This is a genomic window from Rhodoluna sp. (assembly GCF_044239955.1).
Taxonomy (GTDB): Bacteria; Actinomycetota; Actinomycetes; order Actinomycetales; family Microbacteriaceae; genus Rhodoluna.
On sequence record NZ_JBIIAL010000007.1, the window covers coordinates 16913 to 39687 of the forward strand.

The window sequence follows — 22775 nt, forward strand, 5'->3', positions numbered from 1 at the left end:
AAACCATGCCGGTATATCTAGATCACGCAGCCACTTCTCCGATTCGCGCAAGCGTTCTTGAGCTGTATGTGGCCACACTTTCTGAAATTGGCAATCCGGCATCAGTGCACAGTTTCGGCCAGCGCTCAAGGCAGATTCTTGAGCAGTCAAGAGAAGAAATCGCCAAGGCAATCAACTGTGACCGTAACGAGGTCATATTCACATCCGGTGGAACCGAAAGTGACAACCTGGCAGTAAAAGGGCTCTATTGGAATGTAAATTCCAAGGACTCAAAAAAGAATGTGATTGTTAGTGCTGCAGCAGAACATCACGCTGTGCTCGACGCAATTAATTGGCTTGTCGATTCTCAAAATGCAGAGCTTTATCTAATTCCAAGTGACGATCAGGGTGTGCTGGATATTGCAGAACTAAAGAACTTTTTGGAGCAAAACGCCTCAAGGGTGGCGCTTATCAGTGTGATGTGGGCCAACAATGAAATCGGAGTTATTCACCCCATTTCGGAAGTCACCAGGGTTGCAAGTATTTATCAGATCCCAGTTCACTCGGATGCGATCGCTGCTCTTGGGCACATCCCCGTGGACTTTCTAGAGTCTGGATTGGCTGCCATGACAATCACTGGACATAAACTTGGCGGTCCAGTTGGCTCGGGAGCACTTATTTTGAGACGCGACCAGAATCTAACCCCCGTGAACCACGGCGGTGGTCAGGAGCGAAACCTGCGCTCAGGAACCCCGGACGCTTCTTCAGCTGCCGCCCTGGCGCTCACGATAACTGAAGCGGTTGCAGAGCAAGCAGAATTAGCTGCCGAGCACAAATTGATGACCGAGAGACTCATTGCTGGAGTGAAGCAAATCGCTTCAGATGTGATCGTCTCTTCCGAGAAAGCGCTCCGGCTACCTAATAATGCCCACTTCCGATTCCCCGGCTGCCTTGGAGATAGCTTGCTGTTCCTATTGGATAGCGAAGGGGTTTCTATCTCCACTGGATCTGCCTGTACGGCTGGTGTCAATGGCCCATCCCACGTAGTTTTGTCTTTGGGAGCTAGTAATGATGAGGCTATGGGAACACTACGAATTACCCTTGGTCATAGCACCCAAGATCAGGACATAGAAGCATTTTTGAAGGCATTTCCAAAAGCCTACGAGGGTGCAAAAAAAGCTGGACTTACTAGGAGATAGATGAAGATACTTGCAGCAATGAGCGGTGGAGTGGACTCCGCAGTAGCTGCCGCACGCGCTGTGGAAGCTGGCCACGAAGTTGTTGGCGTGCACCTTGCACTATCTCGAATGCCAGGAACTCTAAGAACTGGATCAAGAGGCTGCTGCACAGTAGAAGACTCGATGGATGCACAGCGCGCAGCAAACAAGATTGGCATTCCTTTTTATGTTTGGGATTTCTCCGAGAGATTCAAGCAAGATGTGGTCGATGATTTCATTAGCGAATACCAAGCTGGTAGAACCCCGAACCCATGCATGAGATGCAACGAGCGAATCAAGTTTGCAGCTCTTTTAGAAAAAGCGCTAGCTCTAGGTTTTGACGCGCTTTGCACCGGCCACTATGCATCTATTGAAACTGACTCCAAGGGAAACCTAGAGCTGCACCGATCGCTTGCGATGGCTAAGGATCAGTCTTATGTTCTTGGAGTGCTAACCAAAGACCAACTTGAGCACTCCCTATTCCCACTTGGCAAAGCAGCCAACAAGGACGACATTCGAGCTGAGGCGAAAGCTCGAGAGCTTTCGGTTGCGCAAAAACCAGATAGCTATGACATTTGCTTTATTCCAGAAGGCGATACCAGGGATTGGCTCTCGGACAAGATTGAAAGAACCGAGGGTGCAATTGTTGATCTCGAGGGAAACCAACTGGCAACTCACGATGGAGCGATTGGTTTTACGGTTGGTCAGCGCAAGGGGCTAAACATTGGTAAACCTGCCTCAGATGGAAAGCCAAGGTATGTGCTTTCGATTAGACCCAAAGACAACGTGGTTGTGGTGGGCCCTGACGAGGCGCTTCTAATCTCGGAGCTCAGTGGATCAAAGTACTCCTGGTGCGGTGAGGCACCTTCGAACACCACCGATTGGCTTGACGCCGAGGTTCAAGTTAGAGCCCATGGCCTCTCGCACCCTTGCCGAGTCAAGGTGGCAGAGAATCAAATGGTGATTGCGCTTGTGGAGCCAATTAGGGGGGTATCACCCGGCCAAACGGCCGTTGTCTACTTGGGCTCAAGAGTTTTGGGCCAGGCAACAATTGATAGAACCGTCTCTGCAGTAATGGAGAAGGTTTGAACTCGAAAGAACAAGCTCGAGCTAATGAGCTAGTTGATCTAATCAATAAACACCGGGCGGCCTACTACCAATCAAACACCTCGCTTATTTCTGATGCCGAGTATGACGCACTAATGCGTGAGCTTGAAAAACTAGAAGCGAAGTATCCGCAGCTAATCACAGGCGACTCTCCAACTCAAAGCATTGGGGGAGAAGCCAGTCAGACCTTCCAGCCATCAATTCATCTAGAAAAGATGATGAGCCTGGATAACGTTTTCTCGATGGAAGAATTGGATACCTGGTTAGAAAAAGCTGGCGCTGGACCATTTCTTTGTGAGCTAAAAATCGACGGTCTAGCTATCAACTTGCGCTACGAAAAAGGCAAGCTAGTCTCGGCTGCCACCAGAGGCGATGGAACTGTCGGCGAGGATGTCACCCGCAACGTCATGACAGTAAAGGGAATCCCGCACGAGCTTTCAGGAAAAGCTATTCCAGAGGTAGTAGAAATCAGAGGCGAGGTGTTTTATGCACTGGAAGATTTTGCCAAGCTCAATAAGTCTCTAATTGATCAGGGCAAGGCTCCCTTTGCTAACCCTAGAAATTCAGCTTCTGGTTCTTTGCGTCAAAAGGACTCGAGCGTTACGGCTTCCAGGCCCCTGCAGATGATTGTGCACGGTGTTGGTGCACTAAAAGATGACTCAGTGAAGGCCCAGTCAGATCTCTATCAACAGCTCAAAACCTGGGGTCTTCCGACCTCTTCTCGCTACAAGGTCTACAAAACCACCAAGGAAGTAAAGCAGTACATTCAAGACTTCGAAGCCAAGCGTCACACTCTCGAGCACGAGATTGATGGCGTTGTTATCAAAGTCGACGAGTTCGTAAAGCAGCAAAGTCTTGGCTTTACCTCTAGAGCCCCAAGGTGGGCAATTGCTTATAAGTACCCACCGGAGCAGGTCAACACCAAACTGTTGGACATCAAAGTCTCCATCGGCAGAACCGGTCGTGCCACCCCCTATGCGGTTTTGGACCCAATTCGGGTGGCAGGTAGCGAGGTTGAGTTTGCAACCCTACACAACCAAGAAGTGGTTGCAGCCAAGGGAATCCTCATTGGCGACACCGTGGTCCTTCGGAAAGCCGGAGATGTCATTCCCGAAATTTTGGGTCCAGTAGTTGCGTTGCGTGATGGCTCAGAGCGCAAGTTTGCAATGCCAAAAAAGTGCCCAGAGTGTCACAGCCTGCTTGCCCCAGCTCAAGACGGTGACGTTGACCTTAGATGCCCAAATGCTAAAAGCTGCCCGGCACAACTTCGCGAAAGAATTGCATACATCGGTTCCAGATCCGCTCTTGATATTGAGGCTCTAGGTTTTGTTACCGCAGTTGCCCTCACCCAGCCAGTTGAACCCAAAGAACCTCCAGTGAAATCTGAAGCAGACCTGTTTACTCTGACGCTAGAAAAACTCCTGCCCATCAAATCACGCGTGGTTGACGCTGACACTGGTGCCGCCAAGCTTGATGCCACGGGTAAAGAAAAAGTAGTCGAGTACTTCCGCAAAACAGACGGTTCGGCCGCCGCTGTTGCGACCAAATTGCTGGAAGAGCTAGAAAAGGCAAAGTCTCAACCAGCTTGGAGAGTTCTAGTTTCACTTTCGATTAGGCACGTTGGCCCAGTTGCTGCAAGATCACTCATGAACGCCTTTGGTTCTATTGAAGAGATTTTTGATGCCAGCGAAGAACAGCTTGCGGGAGTGGACGGAGTTGGGCAAGTAGTTGCCAAAACCATCAAAGAGTGGATTGCGGTTGATTGGCATCAAGACATTGTTAAGGCCTGGAAAAAAGCGAATGTGAATTTCACTCAGGAGATAGCTCAAGGCGAATCAGGCATTTTTTCTGGAATGAGCATCGTTGTCACAGGAACCCTGGATGCGCTAACCAGAGATCAAGCCGAAGAGGCCATTATTCTGGCTGGCGGCAAGGCTGCTTCATCAGTTTCCAAGAACACAGCTTTTGTATTGGCAGGAGCCAACGCAGGGTCCAAATTAGCCAAGGCAGAATCACTTGGTGTTGAGGTAATTAGTGAAGCAGAGTTTCTAAAGCGCCTGAAGGCGAATTAGTCTCTCTTGTTGTCCTCGTAGGACTCAACTTCGATTGGCTCATAGCTGGCTCTGGTGCCCTCGCTGTAGTCAACCTCTGAAGTGTCTGACCCATCGGTGATGGAAGCCGAAGTGCCTTCTAGCTCACTCTGAACGATGGTCTCATCGGCTGCCACCATGGACTCGGTGGACATCAAGGACTTCATGGTGTTTAGGAAGTCCTCGATCTCGTTCGACTCTGACTCCCAGCGAGACAGGCGCTCCTGGCCATCCACGATTACTGCGTTAGCGTAAGCCTCAGACTTTCGAGCAAGTAGCTCTGCGCGACGACGTGACTGGTTGATTAGGTTTCCAGCGTTTCGCTGGGCGTCTTCAGTTACATTGGTGGCTTGCAACTTCGCCTCGCGAAGAATTCTTTCGGCTTCTGCGTTCAATTCGGCTGACAATCTGGAAGCTTCTGCAACGGCCTTGTTGGCTTCTTCGGTAGCTTGCTGAGCCTGCTTTACTGCTGACTCATACATGCGAAGTGCTTCTTGCTCGCTCTCGTCACGCTTGGTCTTGAGTTCCGCTTCTAGCTCAACGCGAAGCTGAGCTGTTCTCTGGGAAAGTTCGGTTGCAACCGCTCTTGCTTCCTCTGTTTCGCGGTGGACCTGAGCGCGCAGTTCAGCAGCAAATCTTTCACCCTCTGAGCGAATAGCCGCAGCTTCACGCTGTGCGTGCACAGTCTTCTCTGCAGCTTCTGCAGCCTGGGTCTTAGCGGCAGAAATAGTTTCAGCACTCTTTCTTTCTGCTTCTAGACGGATTTCCTTAACTTTGCTTTCAGTTTCGGATAGAAGTTTCTGGGCAGCAGCTTCTGCTTTACGGCTTAGTTGCTCGGCTTCGGCCTTAGCGGTCTCGCGAACACGAAGTGCATCTTGACCGGCATCGGTCATAAGTTTTCTTGCCTGCTCTTCGGCAACGCGAAGAGTCTGCTCGAACTGGGCACCAAGCTCTGCGTATCCGGTTCCGGAATCGCGCTTTAGGCGCTGCTTTAGGCTAGCGATCTCGCTTTTTAGAAACTCTACTTCGCTGGCAGCTTTGTAGTTGTACTCGCGTACGTGCTCGAGTTCCTCGCGCATGGACGCAAATGTGGTGTCTACCTCATCTTTGTCGTAGCCTCTAAATGCGACCGTGAATTCTGAGTTTTCCAATTGAACTGCCTTTTCTTTCGGGAGTGACTGTTTAGCCTAAGTCTCTACTTTAGCGCCCAAAATGACCCCTAAATCAAGCAATTTCTATGTTGCTAGAATGGCCTTCGGGCCCAACGGCCAGAACTTAATCCGATTAATCAACCGAGAGCTTTCATGACGGAAATCACCCCCGAACTGGTCCGGCACCTAGCTGGGTTAGCCCGTATAGAGGTAACCGAGGCCGAGGTTGCCCAATTCGCGAGCCAACTAGCCCTGATTGTTGATTCGGTGGCCACCGTCAAGGCGGTTGCCAGTCAGGACATTGTGGCCACCAGCCACCCAATTCCAATGGCCAACGTCTTCCGAGACGATGTTGTCACCCCTTCGCTCACCCAGGAGCAGGCTCTTTCCGGAGCCGCTGACAGCGACTCCGGACGGTTCAAGGTCTCCGCGATTTTGGATGAGGACTAAATGACTCTGTTGTCTAAATCCGCAAGTGAGCTTGCCGGCATGCTGGCCAACAAGGAGATTTCCTCGGTTGAGCTAACCAAAGCTCAGCTTGAAAACATCGACAAGCTAAACACGAAAATCAATAGCTACCTCACCGTTACCCACGAGTTAGCCCTTTCCCAAGCCAAGCAGGTCGATGACCAAAGAGCAAAGGGTGAATCTCTTCCGGCGCTCGCGGGAGTTCCAATTGCCGTAAAGGACAACCTGGCAACTATTGGAATTGCAACAACCGCAGGTTCGAAGATCTTGCAGGGCTGGGTGCCGCCCTACGATGCCACCGTTGTCAAAAAGATTCTTGCCAACAAGATGCCGATACTTGGTAAAACAAACCTGGATGAATTTGCAATGGGTTCCTCAACTGAAAACTCCGCCTACGGGCCTTCATTGAACCCTTGGGATCTAACCCGCACCCCAGGTGGTTCTGGCGGTGGATCATCCTCGGCTGTTGCTTCCATGCAAGCTCCGCTTGCAATCGGTTCGGATACCGGTGGATCAATTAGATTCCCAGCCGCTGTCACTGGAACCGTCGGGGTAAAGCCAACCTACGGAGCTGTTTCAAGATACGGATTGATTGCACTTGGTTCTTCGCTTGATCAGGTTGGCCCAGTAACTAGAAACGTTCTGGACGCGGCCATGTTGCAAGACGCGATCGCAGGTCACGACCCTATGGACGCCACCTCTTTGCCTGAGGGCTTGGGTTCAATGACCGAAGCCGCCAAGAACGATTCAGTCAAGGGCTTAAGAATCGGAATCATCAAGGAACTTACCGGTGAGGGTTTCCAAAAAGGAGTCTCTGAAAAATTCACTGAGGCACTGGATCTTCTAGTTGCAGCTGGAGCTGAAATAGTCGAGGTCAGCTGCCCAAGCTTTCAGTATGCAATCGCTGCTTACTACTTGATTCAGCCAGCAGAAGCTTCTTCAAACCTGGCTCGGTTTGACTCAGTTAGATTCGGTCTTCGGGTTATGCCAGAAGGTGCCGCAACGGTTGAAAAGGTAATGTCGGCAACCCGGGAGGCAGGCTTTGGTCCAGAGGTAAAGCGAAGAATCATCCTGGGTACATATGCACTTTCTTCTGGTTACTACGACGCTTACTACGGCAGTGCCCAAAAGGTGAGAACGCTTATTCAAGCTGATCTTGCAAAGGCATTTGAAAAAACCGATGTGTTGGTTTCCCCTACCGCCCCAACCACCGCATTCAAACTAGGTGAGAAGCAGGAAGACCCACTTGCGATGTATCTAAATGACATTGCAACCATTCCTGCCAACCTGGCAGGAATTCCTGGCATGAGCCTTCCGGTTGGTCTTGCCAAAGAAGATAACTTGCCAGTCGGCGCACAATTTCTAGCACCAGCTCGTGAGGACGCAAGGCTTTACAAAGTCGGAGCGGTGCTAGAAAAACTACTTGAAGCCAAGTGGTCCAAGAAGATGTTGGATTTTGCTCCAGAGCTGAAGGTGAACTAATGGCCAAAGACCAGCTAATGGATTACCAGAAAGCACTCGAGACCTACGAGGTCGTAATCGGACTCGAAGTTCACGTAGAGCTAAACACCAACACCAAGATGTTTTGTGGCTGTGCAAACGTTTTTGGCGATGAGCCGAACACCAACGTTTGTCCAAATTGCCTTGGCTTTCCAGGAGCAATGCCTGCCGTAAACGGCAAGGCAATTGAAAATTCAATCAAAATCGGTCTTGCCCTGGATTGCGAGATCGCAGCAACAGGCCGTTTTGCCAGAAAGAATTACTTCTACCCAGATTTAGCCAAGAACTTTCAGACTTCACAGTATGACGAGCCGATTGCCTTCGAGGGAAAGATCGACATCGAAGTTCCTTCTGGAAAAGTCTTCACCGTTGAAATTGAACGCGCTCACATGGAAGAGGACGCTGGAAAGCTAACCCACGTTGGCGGTAGCACCGGAAGAATCCAGGGGGCTGAGTATTCACTGGTTGATTTCAACAGGGCTGGTGTGCCACTTGTTGAAATCGTTACTAAGCCAATCTACGGCGCAGGCGATGAGGCACCTGAGCTCGCGGCAGCGTATGTGCGCTCAATTCGTGAAATTGTAAAAAACCTTGGGGTGTCTGACGCTCGTATGGAAAGAGGAAACGTTCGCTGTGATGCGAACGTTTCAATTCGACCAAAGGGCGAAGTCAAGCTTGGCACCAGAACGGAAACCAAGAACGTGAACTCCCTTCGTAGCATCGAACGAGCTGTGAAGTATGAGATCCAAAGACAGGCGCATCTACTTTCACAAGGCGTTGCAATTATTCAAGAAACCCGTCACTGGCACGAAGACCGCGGAGCAACCTCTTCTGGTCGACCGAAATCAGACGCTGATGACTACCGCTACTTCCCTGAACCAGACCTTGTGCCAATCCAGCCGTCAAAAGAGTGGATCGAACAAATTCGAGCCACCTTGCCTGAAAAGCCAGCGATTCGGCGCAAGAGACTTATGGAACTTTGGGGCTTTAGCGAACTAGAGTTCCGAGATGTTGTGAACTCAGACCTACTCGACGAGATTGACGAAACCGTCAAAGCCGGAGCTAAGCCACAAGCTGCTAGAAAGTGGTGGACCGGCGAGCTCGCAAGGATTGCAAACAGCGAAGACAGAGACATCACTGAGCTTTCAATAACTCCAGTTCAGGTTGCTCAAATTGCCGAACTAGTTGAATCGGGAAAACTTACCGACCGACTGGCCCGTGAAGTGCTAACCGGAGTCTTGGCAGGCGAGGGAGACCCGGCAGCAATCGTTGCTGCGCGAGGTCTTGAAGTTGTTTCTGACGATGGAGCACTCCTTGCGGCAATAGATAAGGTGCTTGCTGAGCAGCCAGATGTTCTAGAAAAGATTCGAGAAGGAAAGCTACAGGCTGCAGGGGCAGTGATTGGTGCCGTTATGAAGGCCATGTCTGGCTCCGCAGATGCTGCCAGGGTCAGAGAGCTTGTAATTCAAAGAGCCACCGAGGGCTAATTTGGCCCTTTCGGGCGGTGCATAACCCTGTGGATAAGTTCAAGCTTTCCCTGAAGGTTAGGGGCTATGTGCTGGGGAGAACTTCTGGCCTAGCTCCCATAGTCTCTACCGCCTTGGATCCAGCCTCTGCACCGGCCCGGAGGGCACTTGCTACCACTTCAGAAGAAAGCTGCTGAAAGCCAGGCTCTTTCACTAGCTGAGCCAGGAACCCTCCACAAAACGCATCTCCTGCTCCTGTGGGGTCCACAAGGTTTGAGCCTATGGAGGCTACTTCTATAAACCCGCCATCGCTTTTATACGCCTTGGCTCCGAGGTGACCAGAGGTAACAACGTTGAGTCGCACTTGCCCTGAAAGCTCTAGAAGATCTTGTTCTTCTTGGTTCGGAAAGGCGATGTCGGCAAGGCTAATCAGTCCACGAAAACTAGCCACACCGTGATCGTTAATGAATCCGTAGGAGCCAGGATCGATTGCTAAGAGTGCACCAGTTGATTTCACTTTGGCAGCGAACGCTGACACTTCTTCAAGTGACCTTCCGAGCAAACTGTAGCCAGAAACGTAGATAACTCCAAAACCGGTCGTCTCTACTTTCCCTAGATCCAAATCTTGGTTTGCGCCGCGGTCAGTCAACATTGATCTACTCTGTCCATCAACTAGCACTACCAGCGATCCGGTTGGTTTATTACTTTTTTGCAACTGGCTCTTTATTCCCTGAGCCTTTAGATCCTGCTCCAGTTTGAGAACATCAGCGCTACCAACGCAGCCGACAAAACTAACGTCTGCTCCTTTGTGCGCAACCCAAGCGGCGACGTTAGCTGCTTGGCCCCCCATGGACTTTTGAATCTGAGCTTTAGTATCTGTGTTTGGTCTAATGGTTTCTTCTGGGATTACTATTAGGTCTTCGATTACATCTCCGATAACCAAGATCTTGTTCACGAAATTGCCGTCCAAGCCTTCGCAATCTCGCCAGCAACTCGCACGTTGTTTCTTGCTAGATCGAGATTGACTTCTAGAGAGCGGCCACCAGATTCTTCAACAATGAACCCAAGCAAGAATGGTGTTACCGCTTTGCCGGTAACACCGGCTTTCTTAGCAGCTTCAAATGCAATTGCTAGCACGCGATCGTGCTCTTTTGGATCCCACTGCTTCTCAACAGGAATTGGATTGGCAATAACGATTCCCTGACCGTGTCCAAGTTCGTCTTGGGATTTCATTGCTGCTGCAATTTCTGCAGCTGAGTCCAGGTGCCAATCCAGGGTGTAACCAGAGTCAGTTAGCCAAAACGCTGGGAACTTGTTTGTCTTGTAGCCGATCACTGGCACTGATAAAGTCTCTAATCTTTCGAGAGTCGCCGGAATGTCCAGCACGGACTTAACCCCTGCGGAAACAACAGTTATCGGGGTTACGGCGAGAGTTGAAAGATCAGCAGACTCATCGAAAGTATCAATTGCCCCGCGGTGCACCCCACCCAAGCCCCCAGTTGCGAAGACTCTGATTCCAGCAAGAGCTGCCAGGTGCGCTGTCGCGGCAACAGTTGTAGCACCGGATGCTTTCTTGGCCGCAAGAATCGGAATGTCCCTAACGCTGGCTTTTGCCAAATCCTCATTAGCAATCCGGTCAATCCCTTTGGCGTCAAGACCAATCTGTGGGACTCCATCAAGAATGGCGATAGTTGCTGGGATCACGCCACTGGATCTAAGAATTTCTTCGAATTCTTTGGCTGCTTCTAGGTTTCTAGGTCTTGGAAGACCGTGAGAGATGATTGTTGACTCCAGTGCCACAACCGGCTTTCCAGTAGCGAGTGCCTCTGAAACTTCGGGGGAGAGAACGAATGAGGTCATGAGATAAAGCTAGCTCTCTTTGTTTGATGAAAATCATCTATTGGGGTGAGTAACGGGACTTGAACCCGCGACATCCTGGACCACAACCAGGCGCTCTACCAGCTGAGCTATACCCACCATGTCTTTGGGGCTAGCCCCAAAGCTTCTATATTCTATTGCGTTTAGAGCTGGTCGGCTATTTGCTTGGCCGCTTCAGACTCTGGGCCCGGCTGCGGAACAAAGACGGTTTGACGGTAGTAGCGAAGCTCCGCAATCGACTCTCTAATGTCAGCTAAGGCTCTGTGGCCACCTGATTTTTTCGGTAGCTGGAAATAGACCTTTGGGAACCAGCGCCTTGTTAGTTCTTTCACCGATGAGACATCGATGTTTCGATAGTGCAGGTGCGCATCGAGTTTTGGCATATAGCGATTCAGGAACATCCGGTCGGTGCCAATTGAGTTTCCAGCCAGTGGAGCGGTTCTAACCTCCGGTGCGAAACCTTTGACGTAATCCAGAATCTTTTGTTCTGCGTCTGCAATTTCTAGACCATCGGCAAGCAGAGGTAGGAGTCCTGACTCTTGGTGCATTTGAGTCACAAAATCACCCATTTGCGCAAGTGAATCTGGTCTTGGTTTGATTACAACGTTTAGCCCAGCCTCATCGAGAATGTTTAGGTCGGAGTCAGTTACCAAAACGGCAATCTCGACCAATGAGTCTTTTTCGACGTCGAGACCGGTCATCTCGCAGTCAATCCAGACTAAGTTCTCCAAGGACTTCATAACTTAGAAAGCTTAGCGTTTGAGCGCTACTAGCTTTCTTGCCTTGGCCTTTGGCTTGCGCTTTCCTTTAGCTTTAGCCTTTAGTACCTTTCGCTCAGCACGTCCTTCGATGAGCCAGTAAAGAACTGGCACAATAACCAGGGTCAGTACTGTCGAAGAAACCAAACCACCAATAACAACAATTGCCAACGGCTGGCTAATAAATCCTCCACCGGTTATGCCAAAAGCTAGTGGGGAAAGGGCAAATATTGTTGCTAGTGCTGTCATCAAAATAGGGCGAAGACGCTGTCTTGATCCATCCATAATGGACTGCTGAATCGACTTGCCTTGCTTTCGGTATTGATTTATCAGGTCAATAAGCACAATGGCATTTGTGACCACCACACCAACCAGAAGTAGCATTCCAATAAGTGCTGGCACACCCAAAGGAGTATCGGTTATTAGTAGTAGACCCAGCGCACCGGTAGCGGCAAATGGGATTGAGATCAGCAAGATAAGTGGCTGAACCAAGCTGCTGAAGGTGGCAACCATAACCAGGTAAACAATGGCAATCGCTGCTAGCAAGGCCAGCCCTAGCTGACCAAAGGACTCTGCTTGATCAGCAGATACTCCACCGATGTTTGCGCTAGCCCCTATCGGCAGTTCAACGGTATCCAGAGCTTCAGTAACTGCTCTAGTTACGGCACCTAAGTCATCGGAGTCAGGCGTTAGCGAGACGGTAGCCACACGGTCACCCTTTTCACTTGTGATTGCTACCGGAGCCTGAACTTCTTGGATGTCAGCGATGCTGTCCAATGAGATTACTCCAGTGGCCGTAGGGATTCTAATGTCACGAATCTCTTCAAGTGTCGCCGGAGAGTTCTCCTGAACAAGGAAAATCGGAGTTAACTCGTTGTCAATGTTCACGTCGCCAATCGAGCCTGGTCGAAGGGTTGCCGCAACGATACCGGAAACTTGGATCTCGGTTAGTCCGGCTCTGGCTGCTGCCAAGCGGTCAACGGTGATCTTGAGGGTTCGCTGTTGCTCAGAGAGTGAAGATGAGATGTCAGAGATCCCCTCAACTTCAAGCATCCCTAAACGGACTTCCTCAACCGCTGCAAACAATGCTTCGTCGCTATTAGCAGAGAGTTTGATATCGATTGTTCCGGAACCACCAAAGCCACCGCCACCTTGCGGAAGGGTTACTTCACCAATGTCATCACGAGAATCAAACTCCGCCTGGACAGCAGCTTGGATCGCAGTGTTGTCAGCGTCTTTACTTACAGATACTTGGATGGTTGTTGCATTGGTGTTACCACCGAAGTTCACTCGACCATCGGCTCGTCCACCAAAGGTTGCAAGAACAGTCTCAACGCCTTCTTGCTCAAGGATGAGATCTTCAACAATCCGGGAGGCTTCGTTGCGCTGTTCAAATGTGCTGCCGGCTGGTAGTTCCTGGCGGACCACAAAAGTGTCTCCACCAAAGTCACCGATGAAGTCGGTCTTTAGCTGTGGAACTAGTGAGAAAGTGAACATCAAGATTGCACCTGCTGCCAGCAGGGTAAGCCCAGGCTTTGCTTGGGTCTTGGTTAGCACCGGGATGTAACCGCGCTGTAACCAGCTGCGCTTTTCTTTCTCTTCTTCAAGCTTGCGAGCTTTCTCCATACGGGTTGCTGCAGTCTTAGCGCTTTCTCTCAGGCTTTGCTCTTCGCTAACTGGGGCTTTTAGGAACCAGTAAGCAAGCACTGGAACGATGGTTAGGGACACCACTAGCGAGGCCAGCAAGGCTATGGTGAAGCTGAAGCTAAACGGTCTAAAGAGCTCTCCTACAATTCCTCCAACCAGGGCAACCGGCAGGAATACCGCAACGGTGGTGATGGTCGCCGAGGTAATGGCTCCGGCAACTTCTTTTACGGCGTCAATAATGGCGCGCTTTTTCGGCTCGCCATATGAAAGATGCCGGTTGATGTTTTCAATAACCACAATCGAGTCGTCCACGACTCGACCAACCGCAATAGTTAGCGCGCTCAGGGTAAACAGGTTCAGGCTGTAGCCAGAAACCCAAAGACCGATAAAGGTAACCAGTAGAGAAGTTGGGATCGAGATTGCTGTAACCAAAGTGGATCTAATCGAGGTCAAAAAGACCAAGATAATCAAAATTGCAAAGGTGAGACCGAGCGATCCTTCGATGCTTAGGTTTTCAAGCTGCTTCTCAACAAAAGGACCCTGATCAAAAACTTTAGTGATCTCAACATCGCCACCTAGTTTTTCGACCAGTTCATCAATTTTTGCTTCAACACCATTTGAAATGGCTACGGTGTTACCTTCTTGAGTTTTTGTAACTTGGATGCCCAGTGAATCAAGGCCATTGGTTCTTGAAATAGATGTAACCGGCTCGTAGTCATAAGTTACTTCCGCAATTTCGCCAATGGTCAAAATTCGAGGAGTCGATACAATTCCAGGAACTCCACCTAGCCCAGCTGGAATTTGACTAAAAGATGTGGCAGAGGGAATCAAGGGTAGATTTTCAAAGTCCTCAAGAGAGTTGACGTTGGTGCCAATTTCAATCTGGAGTTCCCCCTCGGTGTCAGTGATTGATCCGGCTGGAAGAATAAATCCATTAGCTCTTAGTGCATTGGTTATCGAGGTTTGAGATAGTCCATTTGCAGCTAGCACGCTAGTTCTAAGATCAAGAGTGATCTGCTTCTTTTTTCCTCCCGCTACCGTGATTTCCTGAATGCCTGGAACTTGGGACAAAATCGGAACAGCGATGTCTTCCAAGACTTCAGAAATAGCTTCGTTGTCACCGGTTGTTGAGGCAACAGACAAGACAATAATTGGGACGCTATCAAAAGAACCAGAGATAACCCTTGGTTCAACATCGGCAGGTAGCGAGTCTTGAACATTTGCAACAACTCGGTTTAACTCTTCTTCAACCTGGGCGGTTGTAACCCCAAAATCAAACTCCACGCGAACAACCGAGACGTTGGCTCTCGAGGTTGATGTGACGTTTACTAGGTTCTTTAGAATCCTGACCTCGTCTTCGATAATCGAAGAAACTTGAGCGTCGACAACTTCCGGGGATGCACCGGGGTAAGCGGTAACGATTGAAGCCTGTGGCACCTCGAAAGAGGGGAGCAGCTCTTGCTTTAAGGACCCTAGAGAGATCAAGCCACCAACAGTGAGGATTATGGTCAAAAGCCCCACAACTGAGCGGTTGGCAAGAGAAGCGGTTGAGAGTCTAAACAAAGATGTCCCCTAAATTAAGTGGTGGGTTTTTGTACCTACTAAGCAAACCACCTATCGGGCAAGGTAGCAAAAGCTTTACCCAAGCTTTCAGGCACTTCCCAGTAACTTGCCTTGTGCTCAGGGCTCGGGCGTAGGCTGAAGGGGTGAAAAAAGCCCTGAAGTTCCTTTCTCGAGCGTTGCTTGGACTACTGGTAGCCGCCCTAATCGTTCCTTTCCTTATCCCCGTTGAAACCAGCGGAACCAAGACCTATCAAGAAGCAGCAGGAGCCCAGGCAACCTTCGCCAAGGCCGAAGGCATAGACGTTTACATTGATGTAACCGAATTTGATTGCCAAGAGGAAGCTATTTGCGATAACCCGCCGGTGTTTATCTTGCTGCATGGGTTTGGGGCTAATACGTTTTCCTACCGCTTTGTCTCGGAGCCACTAAGTGCCTACGGAGATGTCATTGCTTATGATCGGCCAGGCTTTGGTTTCACGGAAAGACCAACTAGCTGGGAAGGAGAGAACCCATACGGTTCAGCCGGTAACGATTTAATTCTTGATGAGCTAATTCAGACCTATGCGGCAAATAGAGATGTCTATCTGGTCGGACACTCCGCTGGAGGAACACAAGCGGCTCAGTATGTGGTGGATAACCCAGGTGCTGTTACTGGTCTTGTTTTGATATCTCCTGCGATACTAACCACTGGCGGATCACCTTCTGGATTCAACTGGATCTATAGCATCCCGCAATTAGATCACCTTGGACCATTACTTGTTTCCTCAATTGCCTCTAGTGGCAAGGATCTACTGGATCGGTCTTGGTTCGATAAGTCGAAGATCACCGATGAGATCAAAGCGGGATACCGAGCCCCGCTAGATATCATCGGCTGGGAAGAAGGCTTCTGGGAGTTTAACCGAGCCCCGCGAAGCTTTGATGTCAAAGACCGGTTATCCGAAATCAAGATTCCAACACTTCTTATAACTGGAGACACCGACGTTGTTGTGGCAACCGCCGATACCGAGGCGCTCGCAACCATGATTGAGGGCTCAAGCTTGGTTGTAATCCCACGATCAGGTCATCTTGCTCAAGAGGAGAACCCAATAGAGACCATGCAGGCAGTTGATGAATACTGGAACAGCCTTTCTAGGTAGTTTGGGAACAAAATAGATAGCAATTGGTTGACCTCTAAGCGATAGACGAGAAGAAGGAAACTAAAGAGTGGACATCAAGTTCGGCCTAGATACTTTCGGGGACATGACCCTAAAAGACGACGGCACGCCTGAAACTGCCGGGCAAGTTCTTCGAAACGTTGTCGAGGAAGCGGTTCTAGCCGAAGAGGTTGGCTTAGATAATTTCAACATCGGGGAGCACCACCGCGATGACTTTGCGGTAACTGCCCCAGACACAGTCCTTGCCGGTATCGCTACCAAAACCAACAGAATTACTCTCGGATCTGGTGTTACGGTCTTGTCCTCGGAAGATCCAATTCGGGTTTACCAGCGCTTTGCCACCCTCGATGGCTTATCAAACGGCCGCGCTGAGATAACCGCCGGAAGAGGATCCTTTACCGAGTCGTTCCCACTGTTTGGTTACGAGCTATCTAGTTACGCAGAATTGTTCGAACAGAAACTTGAAATGCTCGTTGAGCTTCTCAAAGAAGGACCGGTTAACTGGTCAGGATCGATCAGGCCGCCGCTAGTAAATCAAGAGGTGTATCCAAAAACCGAGCGCGGCCAGATTCCTCTTCGAGTAGGTGTTGGTGGTTCTCCAGAGAGTGTTATTCGCGCCGCCAGGCTAAATGCCAATCTGGCATTAGCAATTATTGGGGGAGACCCTGCAAGGTTCTATCCGTATGCGAAGTTGTATCACGAGCAGATGGAGCACTTTGGCAACGAGGTTCGTGAGATTTCTATTCACTCACCAGGTCACATTGCAACAACGGATGAGCAGGCAATTGAAGAACTTTGGCCAAGCTACGAATCAAGCTTTGGTCGCATTGGAAGAGAACGAGGCTGGGGCCCAATGACTAAAGATCACTATTTGAATGAGGTCTACAACGGAAGCCTCTATGTAGGTTCACCTGAAACAGTTGCCAAGAAAATCGCTTACGCACTGCAGTCAGTTGGGGCTAACCGCTTTGACCTGAAGTACTCAACAGGACCAATGCCACACTCCAAGCTCATGAGTTCAATTGAACTACTAGGAACTGAAGTTGTTCCCATGGTGAGACAAATTCTTGCTGAGTCTCTAGCGAGCAAATAAGTCCTGCTTGTCGCTAGCCAGGCATTTATCTTTGCTGAGCTAGCCTAAATACTGACCAGTTAGACACTTAGTTAGGGCCAGCATGAATTACAAGGCATTGTTCGCAGAGTTTTTAGGAACTGCACTTCTTGTTACAGCCATAGTTGGCTCTGGAATCATGGGAAGTAATCTCTCGGGAGATCTACTAGTAGCCCTTATCGCAAACGCACTATCTACCACTTTGGCTCTTGGTCTGCTAATCCTCACTCTTGGCCCAGTAAGCGGAGCCCATTTCAACCCAGTTGTTTCGATGGCCCTGGCTATCGACCAGAGAGCCAAGGCTGTAACTGTGGCTCCCTATCTTGTTAGCCAATTTGCGGGGGCAGTCGCCGGAGCAGTACTTGCTAACGTGATGTTCGGGTCCGAAGCCATCCAGGTATCGAGTAAGCCGATGGCAAGCGAGGGAGCTGCCATCGGCGAGGTTGTTGCTACCGCAGGGCTGGTGTTTATCATTTTGAACTTGATTCAAACCAAACGAACCGAGCTGATAGCAGTTGCTGTTCCAGCCTGGATTGGCTCAGCATACTTCTTTACATCTTCAACGTCATTTGCAAACCCAGCTGTTACCGTGGGAAGAATCTTCACTGACAGTTTTGCGGGTATCGGACCGCAGTCGGTCCCAAGTTTTGTAATTGCGCAACTACTTGGAGCAGCACTTGGAATAGTTCTAGCCAAAACCTTGGCTAGCAGCAAAAAGAAGCTTTAGGCGAAAGCTTCCGGTGGTGGGCACGAGCACACCAAGTTACGATCTCCATAAACCGAGTCAACTCTTCTAACCTTTGGCCAGTACTTCCACAAATGCTGCGACTTAACAGGGAACACCGCTAGCTCGCGTGAGTAGGGGTGGTTCCACTCTTCGGTCAAGATCTTTGCAGTGTGAGGGGCTTGGCGTAGTGGGTTATCTTCTGGGCTCCACGTGCCAGCACCGAGCTGGTTGATCTCATTCTTGATGGCAATCATGGCGTCGATGAAACGATCGACTTCCTGCTTTGGCTCTGACTCCGTTGGCTCAATCATTAGTGTTCCAGAAACTGGGAAGCTCATTGTTGGAGCGTGAAAACCGTAGTCAATCAGTCGCTTCGCAACGTCGTCAACGCTTACTCCGGTGTCTTTTGTGATTCCACGAATATCGATGATGCACTCGTGAGCAATCAACCCAGCATTACCGGTATAAAGCAGCGGGAAGTGATCTTTTAGCTTTAGAGCTACGTAGTTGGCTGACAACACGGCAACCGAGGTTGCATCTCGCAAGCTCTGGTTACCCATCATGCGAATGTATGCCCATGAAATAGGAAGGATCGAAGCTGAACCAAAAGGGGCTCCAGAGATAGGGCCAAAGTTAGGAAGCTCTATCTGAGCCAGCGAGTGTCCCGGCAAGAAAGGAGCCAAGTGAGCCCTAGCTGCTACCGGACCAACACCTGGGCCACCGCCACCGTGAGGGATGCAGAAGGTTTTATGTAGGTTCAGGTGCGATACATCTCCACCCAAAAGTCCAAACTTTGCGTAGCCAACTACAGCGTTGGTGTTAGCGCCATCAATGTAAACCTGACCACCGGCTGCGTGCACCATGTCGCAAATGTCAGCGATAGCTTCTTCGTAAACACCGTGGGTAGAAGGATAGGTAACCATCAGAGCTGATAGCTTGTCGCTCGCTTCAGCGATCTTCTGCTTGATGTCTTCTAGGTCTACGTTACCCAGTTCGTCACAGGCAACAACCACTACCTTCATACCCGCCAAGATCGCAGATGCTGCGTTGGTTCCGTGAGCAGAGGAAGGAATCAAACAAACTTCTCGCTGGCTATCTCCTCTAGATAGGTGATAACCGCGGATAGCCATAAGACCAGCTAGTTCTCCCTGGCTTCCAGCGTTTGGCTGCAGTGAAACCGCATCGTAACCAGTTACATCGCAGAGCCAACCGGTCAGCTCTTCGATTAGGTTCAGATACCCTGCAACATCTTCTTTAGGAGCAAATGGATGCATGTTGCCAAACTCTGGCCAGGTGACTGCTTCCATTTCGGTTGTGGAGTTAAGCTTCATGGTGCAAGAGCCAAGTGGGATCATCCCACGATCTAGTGCGTAGTCGTAGTCAGCAAGACGCTTTAGGTAGCGAAGCATTGCAGTTTCGGAATGGTGAGAGTTGAAAACCTGGTGGCTTAGGTACTGATCCTTGCGAGAAAGTGTTCCTAGCTTCGTGGTAGCTGAAGAATTGAAGACGTAGTCAACCTTGCCGGCGCCGAAGGCAGCTGCAATTTTGTTGAGCATCTCGCCATCGATGGTTTCATCAATAGAAACGCCAACAGTTTTGTCATCAAGAACCAACATCGTAATGTCATGATTTCTAGCGGATTCATAAACAGTTTTAGAGCTTGGAACCGTCACCTGGAAGGTGTCGAAGAACTCATTCGGTGAAACTGTTAGCCCGGCTTTTTTGAGAGCCTCAGCCAAAGCAAGAGTCTTGTGATGAACTTCGAGCGCAATAGAGCGCAGTCCTTTTGGACCGTGGTACACGGCGTACATGCCAGCCATAACGGCGAGCAAAACCTGAGCGGTACAGATGTTAGATGTTGCTCGCTCACGGCGGATGTGCTGCTCACGCGTTTGCAGAGTTAGTCGGTACGCAGGTGCGCCGCCTGCGTCAACTGATACTCCAACGAGTCTTCCTGGCATTGAGCGCTCAAGATCATCGCGAACTGCAAGGTAACCAGCGTGTGGTCCGCCAAAGCCCATTGGAACACCAAAGCGCTGGGTGGTGCCAACGGAGATGTCCGCTCCAGCACTGCCAGGAGATTCAATTAAACAAAGAGCCAATAGGTCGGCAACTGCCACCGAAAGCGCAGAGACTTTCTTGGCGGCTGCGAAGATCGGCTTGAGATCAGTTAAGTTTCCAGATGATCCTGGGTACTGAACCAAGACGCCAAAGTATTCGCCAGCTAGACCCGCGGCACCTTTGTTTGCCTCAAAGTATGCAATTTCAATTCCAACGGGAGCTGCTCGGTGCTCCAAAAGAGCCTTGGTCTGAGGGAAGCAGTCGCTGTCAACATAGAAAATCTTGCTTTCACTGGATGATCCTCTTCTTGCAAGCAGCATTGCTTCGGCGGCAGCCGTTGACTCGTCAAGCATGGATGCGTTAGCGGTCTTCATGCCAGTTAGGTCGTTAACCATAGTCTGGAAGTTGATGATTGCTTCTAGGCGTCCCTGAGAAATTTCTGGCTGGTAGGGAGTGTAAGCGGTATACCAGGAAGGGTTTTCCAAAACGTTTCGCTTGATAACAGAAGGAGTCAGGGTTCCGTAGTAACCCTGACCAATCAAACTTGTGGTGACCTTGTTGTTGTTCGCGTGCACGCGGAGAGCTTTTAGGGTGTCTGCTTCTGAGAGCGGATCAGGAAGTTTTCCATCACCCTTGAACTGAATTGCTTTTGGCAAAGCGGTTGCCATCAGCTTGTCTAGGGATGAGTAGCCAAGCTGCTTGAGCATTTCAGATTGTTCTTGAGGGGTAGGACCGATGTGTCGGTACTTGAAATCTTTGTGCCCAGGAAGCATTTGTTGGTAGTTACCCCTCGTTGGTTAGTTGAGCGTATTCTTCATGGGTTAGCAAAGCGGGTAGTTCTGTGAATTTGATCTTGATCAACCATCCGGCACCCATTGGGTCCTGGTTTACTAGTTCTGGTGCTGCAGTGACGCTGTCATTTACTGCCACTATTTCACCATCTACCGGGGCGTAAAGCTCTCCGACACTCTTGGTGGATTCAATTTCGCCGCAAATTTTCATATAAGTAGTCGAGCTACCAAGCTTGGGCAGGTCAACAAAGACGATGTCTCCTAGCTTCTCGGCCGCATATTCGGTGATTCCAACGGTGGCCACATCGCCATCGATGGATAGCCACTCGTGCTCTTTGGTGTAGTGAAGGCTCTCGGGATTAGTCATCAGCCATATTCCTTTACTTTGCTAGTTGTTCGTTCTCTTATAGAAGGGAAGTTTTACTACTTTATAAGTTGCCTTTGTTCCTCTGATGTCAACGCTAACTGAGGTCCCAATTTCAACAAAATCGGCCCCGACCATTGCCATGGCTACTGGATAGCCAAGGGTTGGAGAGAGTGCTCCTGAGGTGATCACTCCCATAGACGTTTCTGAACCCTCTGGAAAAACCTCGTAATCAGCTCTAGCTGCTCTCTTACCTTCTCCGGCAAGGCCAACTAGCACCTTCAATGGCTTAGATTCTGAAATCTTTGTCAGAGCCGTTTTTCCAACGAAATCACCGGGCTTGTCGATGCGAACCACCTTGCCAAAACCAGCTTGGTATGGGTTCACATCTTGGTTCATCTCGTGGCCATAAAGTGGCATGCCAGCCTCGAGCCTGAGGGTGTCGCGGCAGGCGAGCCCGGTTGGCATCAAATCAAACTTTGATCCAGCGTCCATAAGGGCATCAAACACCTTTTCTGCTGCCGCCACTGGGATGTAAATCTCGAAGCCGTCTTCTCCGGTATAACCAGTTCGAGCAAGCCAGCAATCAAAATCTGCAATCTTGGCCTCTGATATCGCGTAATACTTCAAGTCTGAGAGCGGGGCAGAAGTAATTTCCCCAAGAATCTCAACAGATCTAGGCCCTTGAATAGCAAGTAGCACCCAAGAGTCACTTTCGTCTCTTACCTCAGCATCAAAGCCTGCTACTCGGTTCTGAAATGCTCCGAACACTACATCTTTATTAGAAGCATTTGCTACCACCAGGTAGCTAGCATCTCCGAGGCGATAGACAATCAGGTCATCAATGATTCCGCCTGCTTCGTTGCAGATTAGAGAGTACTTGGCTCTTCCAACTGCAATTTCTGAGGCGGCTCCAACTAGGGCGTAGTCAAGAAAGCTAGCGGCGTCTTTGCCCTCGATGAAGATCTCACCCATGTGGGAGATGTCGAATAGGCCCGCTTTGGTTCGAACCGCTTCGTGCTCGGCTAGATCAGAGCTGTACCTGACCGGCATTTCCCAGCCACCAAAGTCGGTGAAGCTAGCGCCAAGATTGGCGTGTTTTTGCCTGAGTGCAATGGATTTCATGAGACTAATCTAAGGCAGAATTTTGTCGTTTTTGACCAGAGCTTCGCCAGGCATAGGACGGAAGATGACCTCGAGTATTTTGGGGCGATCACCTATCGATGCAACCTTTCGCTAGTTGGGCCAATAGGCTTGAAGGATGAACGGAACTCCTAAAGCCATATTTGGAACCTTTGCACTTATTGAAATGATGACCTGGGGTTTGCTTATTGCAGCCATCATCGCCCGGGAAACAATAGGTCTGGCTTCCAACATCTTCTTTATTGCCGGTGCTACCCACGGCTTTGCCTTCATCGGCTACTCCGCTACCGCAGTCCTAGTGGCCGTGAATCAGCGCTGGCCAATTGTTCGCGGCACTGTCGCCGTGATGCTCGCAATCGTTCCTTTTGCGACCGTGCCATTTGAAAAGTATCTCGAGAAGCGTAAGCAGCTTGATGGCGAATGGCGAACCGAGAAGTCCAAGAACCCTTCGGATAACACCAAATTTGACCAGCTATTTCGTTGGTTTATCAACCACCCGATTATTTTGGTTTTGACCCTCGTTGTGTCCGTAATTGCCCTGTTTTCCTTCTTGCTCTGGCTTGGCCCTCCGGGGGAGTGGGGAAACTAGAACTTACAGGA

Annotated in this window: 18 protein-coding genes and 1 tRNA gene; 10 read left to right on the forward strand and 9 right to left on the reverse strand. The window is 50.0% G+C overall.

Annotated features, from left to right (window positions below):
• Positions 1 to 5 precede the first annotated feature (5 nt).
• Genes AC9UFE_RS03810 through ligA form a run of 3 tightly spaced genes read left to right on the forward strand, consistent with a single transcriptional unit; the run spans position 6 to position 4375 of the window.
• On the forward strand, positions 6 to 1178 hold the full coding sequence (locus tag AC9UFE_RS03810; RefSeq protein WP_509545787.1) for a cysteine desulfurase family protein: 1173 nt from the start codon (positions 6 to 8) through the stop codon (positions 1176 to 1178).
• Positions 1179 to 2285, forward strand: coding sequence for a tRNA 2-thiouridine(34) synthase MnmA (mnmA, locus tag AC9UFE_RS03815; RefSeq protein ID WP_509545789.1), 1107 nt, complete (start codon positions 1179 to 1181; stop codon positions 2283 to 2285). It abuts the gene before it with no gap.
• Positions 2282 to 4375, forward strand: coding sequence for an NAD-dependent DNA ligase LigA (ligA, locus tag AC9UFE_RS03820; RefSeq protein WP_509545791.1), 2094 nt, complete (start codon positions 2282 to 2284; stop codon positions 4373 to 4375). Before mnmA ends, ligA begins: the two co-directional genes overlap by 4 nt.
• Here the strand turns inward: ligA and AC9UFE_RS03825 are convergent.
• Positions 4372 to 5544 (reverse strand): DivIVA domain-containing protein, encoded by a 1173-nt coding sequence (locus tag AC9UFE_RS03825; RefSeq protein ID WP_509545793.1) that lies wholly within the window; start codon positions 5542 to 5544, stop codon positions 4372 to 4374. The genes ligA and AC9UFE_RS03825 overlap by 4 nt on opposite strands.
• 153 nt (positions 5545 to 5697) lie before the next feature.
• On the opposite strand from AC9UFE_RS03825, the gene gatC reads away from it, so the two are divergent.
• From gatC to gatB, 3 genes are read left to right on the forward strand one after another with little or no spacing between them, the layout of a single operon-like run.
• Positions 5698 to 5994 (forward strand): Asp-tRNA(Asn)/Glu-tRNA(Gln) amidotransferase subunit GatC, encoded by a 297-nt coding sequence (gene gatC, locus AC9UFE_RS03830; protein ID WP_509545795.1) that lies wholly within the window; start codon positions 5698 to 5700, stop codon positions 5992 to 5994.
• Entirely contained in the window at positions 5995 to 7494 is a 1500-nt protein-coding gene (gene gatA / locus AC9UFE_RS03835; RefSeq protein WP_509545797.1) for an Asp-tRNA(Asn)/Glu-tRNA(Gln) amidotransferase subunit GatA, read from the forward strand.
• Complete coding sequence (gene gatB, locus AC9UFE_RS03840; RefSeq protein WP_509545799.1) at positions 7494 to 8999, forward strand: Asp-tRNA(Asn)/Glu-tRNA(Gln) amidotransferase subunit GatB; 1506 nt, start codon at positions 7494 to 7496, stop codon at positions 8997 to 8999. The genes gatA and gatB overlap by 1 nt, the downstream gene beginning before the upstream one ends.
• Positions 9000 to 9063: 64 nt before the next feature.
• Here gatB and AC9UFE_RS03845 read toward each other — a convergent pair whose 3' ends face one another.
• The 5 genes from AC9UFE_RS03845 to AC9UFE_RS03865 all read right to left on the reverse strand — a co-directional run bounded on the left by AC9UFE_RS03845 (position 9064) and on the right by AC9UFE_RS03865 (position 14824).
• Positions 9064 to 9933 carry a carbohydrate kinase family protein gene (locus tag AC9UFE_RS03845; protein ID WP_509545801.1) on the reverse strand — a complete coding sequence of 290 codons (870 nt, stop codon included), beginning with the start codon at positions 9931 to 9933 and terminating at the stop codon, positions 9064 to 9066.
• Positions 9930 to 10838, reverse strand: a complete 909-nt coding sequence (locus tag AC9UFE_RS03850) for a pseudouridine-5'-phosphate glycosidase (protein ID WP_509545803.1) — start codon at positions 10836 to 10838, stop codon at positions 9930 to 9932. Before AC9UFE_RS03850 ends, AC9UFE_RS03845 begins: the two co-directional genes overlap by 4 nt.
• 41 nt (positions 10839 to 10879) lie before the next feature.
• Positions 10880 to 10955, reverse strand: a tRNA-His gene (locus AC9UFE_RS03855).
• Between the two features lie 44 nt (positions 10956 to 10999).
• Entirely contained in the window at positions 11000 to 11596 is a 597-nt protein-coding gene (gene orn / locus AC9UFE_RS03860) for an oligoribonuclease (RefSeq protein ID WP_509545805.1), read from the reverse strand.
• A gap of 12 nt (positions 11597 to 11608) precedes the next feature.
• Complete coding sequence (locus AC9UFE_RS03865; RefSeq protein WP_509545807.1) at positions 11609 to 14824, reverse strand: efflux RND transporter permease subunit; 3216 nt, start codon at positions 14822 to 14824, stop codon at positions 11609 to 11611.
• A 143-nt stretch (positions 14825 to 14967) separates the two neighbouring features.
• Here AC9UFE_RS03865 and AC9UFE_RS03870 point away from each other — a divergent pair, with 143 nt between their 5' ends.
• The 3 genes from AC9UFE_RS03870 (at position 14968) to AC9UFE_RS03880 (ending at position 17816) form a co-directional block, all read left to right on the forward strand.
• Positions 14968 to 15960, forward strand: coding sequence for an alpha/beta fold hydrolase (locus tag AC9UFE_RS03870; protein WP_509545809.1), 993 nt, complete (start codon positions 14968 to 14970; stop codon positions 15958 to 15960).
• A 67-nt stretch (positions 15961 to 16027) separates the two neighbouring features.
• Positions 16028 to 17071, forward strand: coding sequence for an LLM class flavin-dependent oxidoreductase (locus tag AC9UFE_RS03875; protein WP_509545811.1), 1044 nt, complete (start codon positions 16028 to 16030; stop codon positions 17069 to 17071).
• A gap of 82 nt (positions 17072 to 17153) precedes the next feature.
• Positions 17154 to 17816: an aquaporin gene (locus tag AC9UFE_RS03880; protein WP_509545813.1), complete on the forward strand. Its 663-nt coding sequence runs from the start codon at positions 17154 to 17156 to the stop codon at positions 17814 to 17816.
• On the opposite strand, the gene gcvP is transcribed toward AC9UFE_RS03880, so the two are convergent.
• Genes gcvP through gcvT form a run of 3 tightly spaced genes read right to left on the reverse strand, consistent with a single transcriptional unit; the run spans position 17813 to position 22157 of the window.
• Positions 17813 to 20650, reverse strand: coding sequence for an aminomethyl-transferring glycine dehydrogenase (gene gcvP, locus AC9UFE_RS03885; RefSeq protein WP_509545815.1), 2838 nt, complete (start codon positions 20648 to 20650; stop codon positions 17813 to 17815). The genes AC9UFE_RS03880 and gcvP overlap by 4 nt on opposite strands.
• Positions 20651 to 20660: 10 nt before the next feature.
• A complete protein-coding gene (gene gcvH, locus AC9UFE_RS03890) occupies positions 20661 to 21035 on the reverse strand; it encodes a glycine cleavage system protein GcvH (protein WP_509545817.1) in 375 nt (124 codons plus the stop codon).
• Positions 21036 to 21056: 21 nt separating this feature from the next.
• Entirely contained in the window at positions 21057 to 22157 is a 1101-nt protein-coding gene (gene gcvT, locus AC9UFE_RS03895) for a glycine cleavage system aminomethyltransferase GcvT (RefSeq protein ID WP_509545819.1), read from the reverse strand.
• A 136-nt stretch (positions 22158 to 22293) separates the two neighbouring features.
• On the opposite strand from gcvT, the gene AC9UFE_RS03900 reads away from it, so the two are divergent.
• The gene (locus AC9UFE_RS03900; protein WP_509545821.1) at positions 22294 to 22764 is read left to right on the forward strand and encodes a DUF3817 domain-containing protein; all 471 of its coding nucleotides are present in this window, start codon (positions 22294 to 22296) and stop codon (positions 22762 to 22764) included.
• Positions 22765 to 22775 lie beyond the last annotated feature (11 nt).

Excerpts from the sequence above, each read along its gene's own strand:
- AC9UFE_RS03810 (WP_509545787.1), top strand. The coding sequence starts at position 6 with ATGCCGGTATATCTAGATCACGCAGCCACTTCTCCGATTCGCGCAAGC.
- mnmA (WP_509545789.1), top strand. The coding sequence starts at position 1,179 with ATGAAGATACTTGCAGCAATGAGCGGTGGAGTGGACTCCGCAGTAGCT.
- gatC (WP_509545795.1), top strand. The coding sequence starts at position 5,698 with ATGACGGAAATCACCCCCGAACTGGTCCGGCACCTAGCTGGGTTAGCC.
- gatA (WP_509545797.1), top strand. The coding sequence starts at position 5,995 with ATGACTCTGTTGTCTAAATCCGCAAGTGAGCTTGCCGGCATGCTGGCC.
- gatB (WP_509545799.1), top strand. The coding sequence starts at position 7,494 with ATGGCCAAAGACCAGCTAATGGATTACCAGAAAGCACTCGAGACCTAC.
- AC9UFE_RS03850 (WP_509545803.1), bottom strand. The coding sequence starts at position 10,838 with ATGACCTCATTCGTTCTCTCCCCCGAAGTTTCAGAGGCACTCGCTACT.
- orn (WP_509545805.1), bottom strand. The coding sequence starts at position 11,596 with ATGAAGTCCTTGGAGAACTTAGTCTGGATTGACTGCGAGATGACCGGT.
- AC9UFE_RS03880 (WP_509545813.1), top strand. The coding sequence starts at position 17,154 with ATGAATTACAAGGCATTGTTCGCAGAGTTTTTAGGAACTGCACTTCTT.
- gcvP (WP_509545815.1), bottom strand. The coding sequence starts at position 20,650 with ATGCTTCCTGGGCACAAAGATTTCAAGTACCGACACATCGGTCCTACC.
- gcvH (WP_509545817.1), bottom strand. The coding sequence starts at position 21,035 with ATGACTAATCCCGAGAGCCTTCACTACACCAAAGAGCACGAGTGGCTA.
- gcvT (WP_509545819.1), bottom strand. The coding sequence starts at position 22,157 with ATGAAATCCATTGCACTCAGGCAAAAACACGCCAATCTTGGCGCTAGC.
- AC9UFE_RS03900 (WP_509545821.1), top strand. The coding sequence starts at position 22,294 with ATGAACGGAACTCCTAAAGCCATATTTGGAACCTTTGCACTTATTGAA.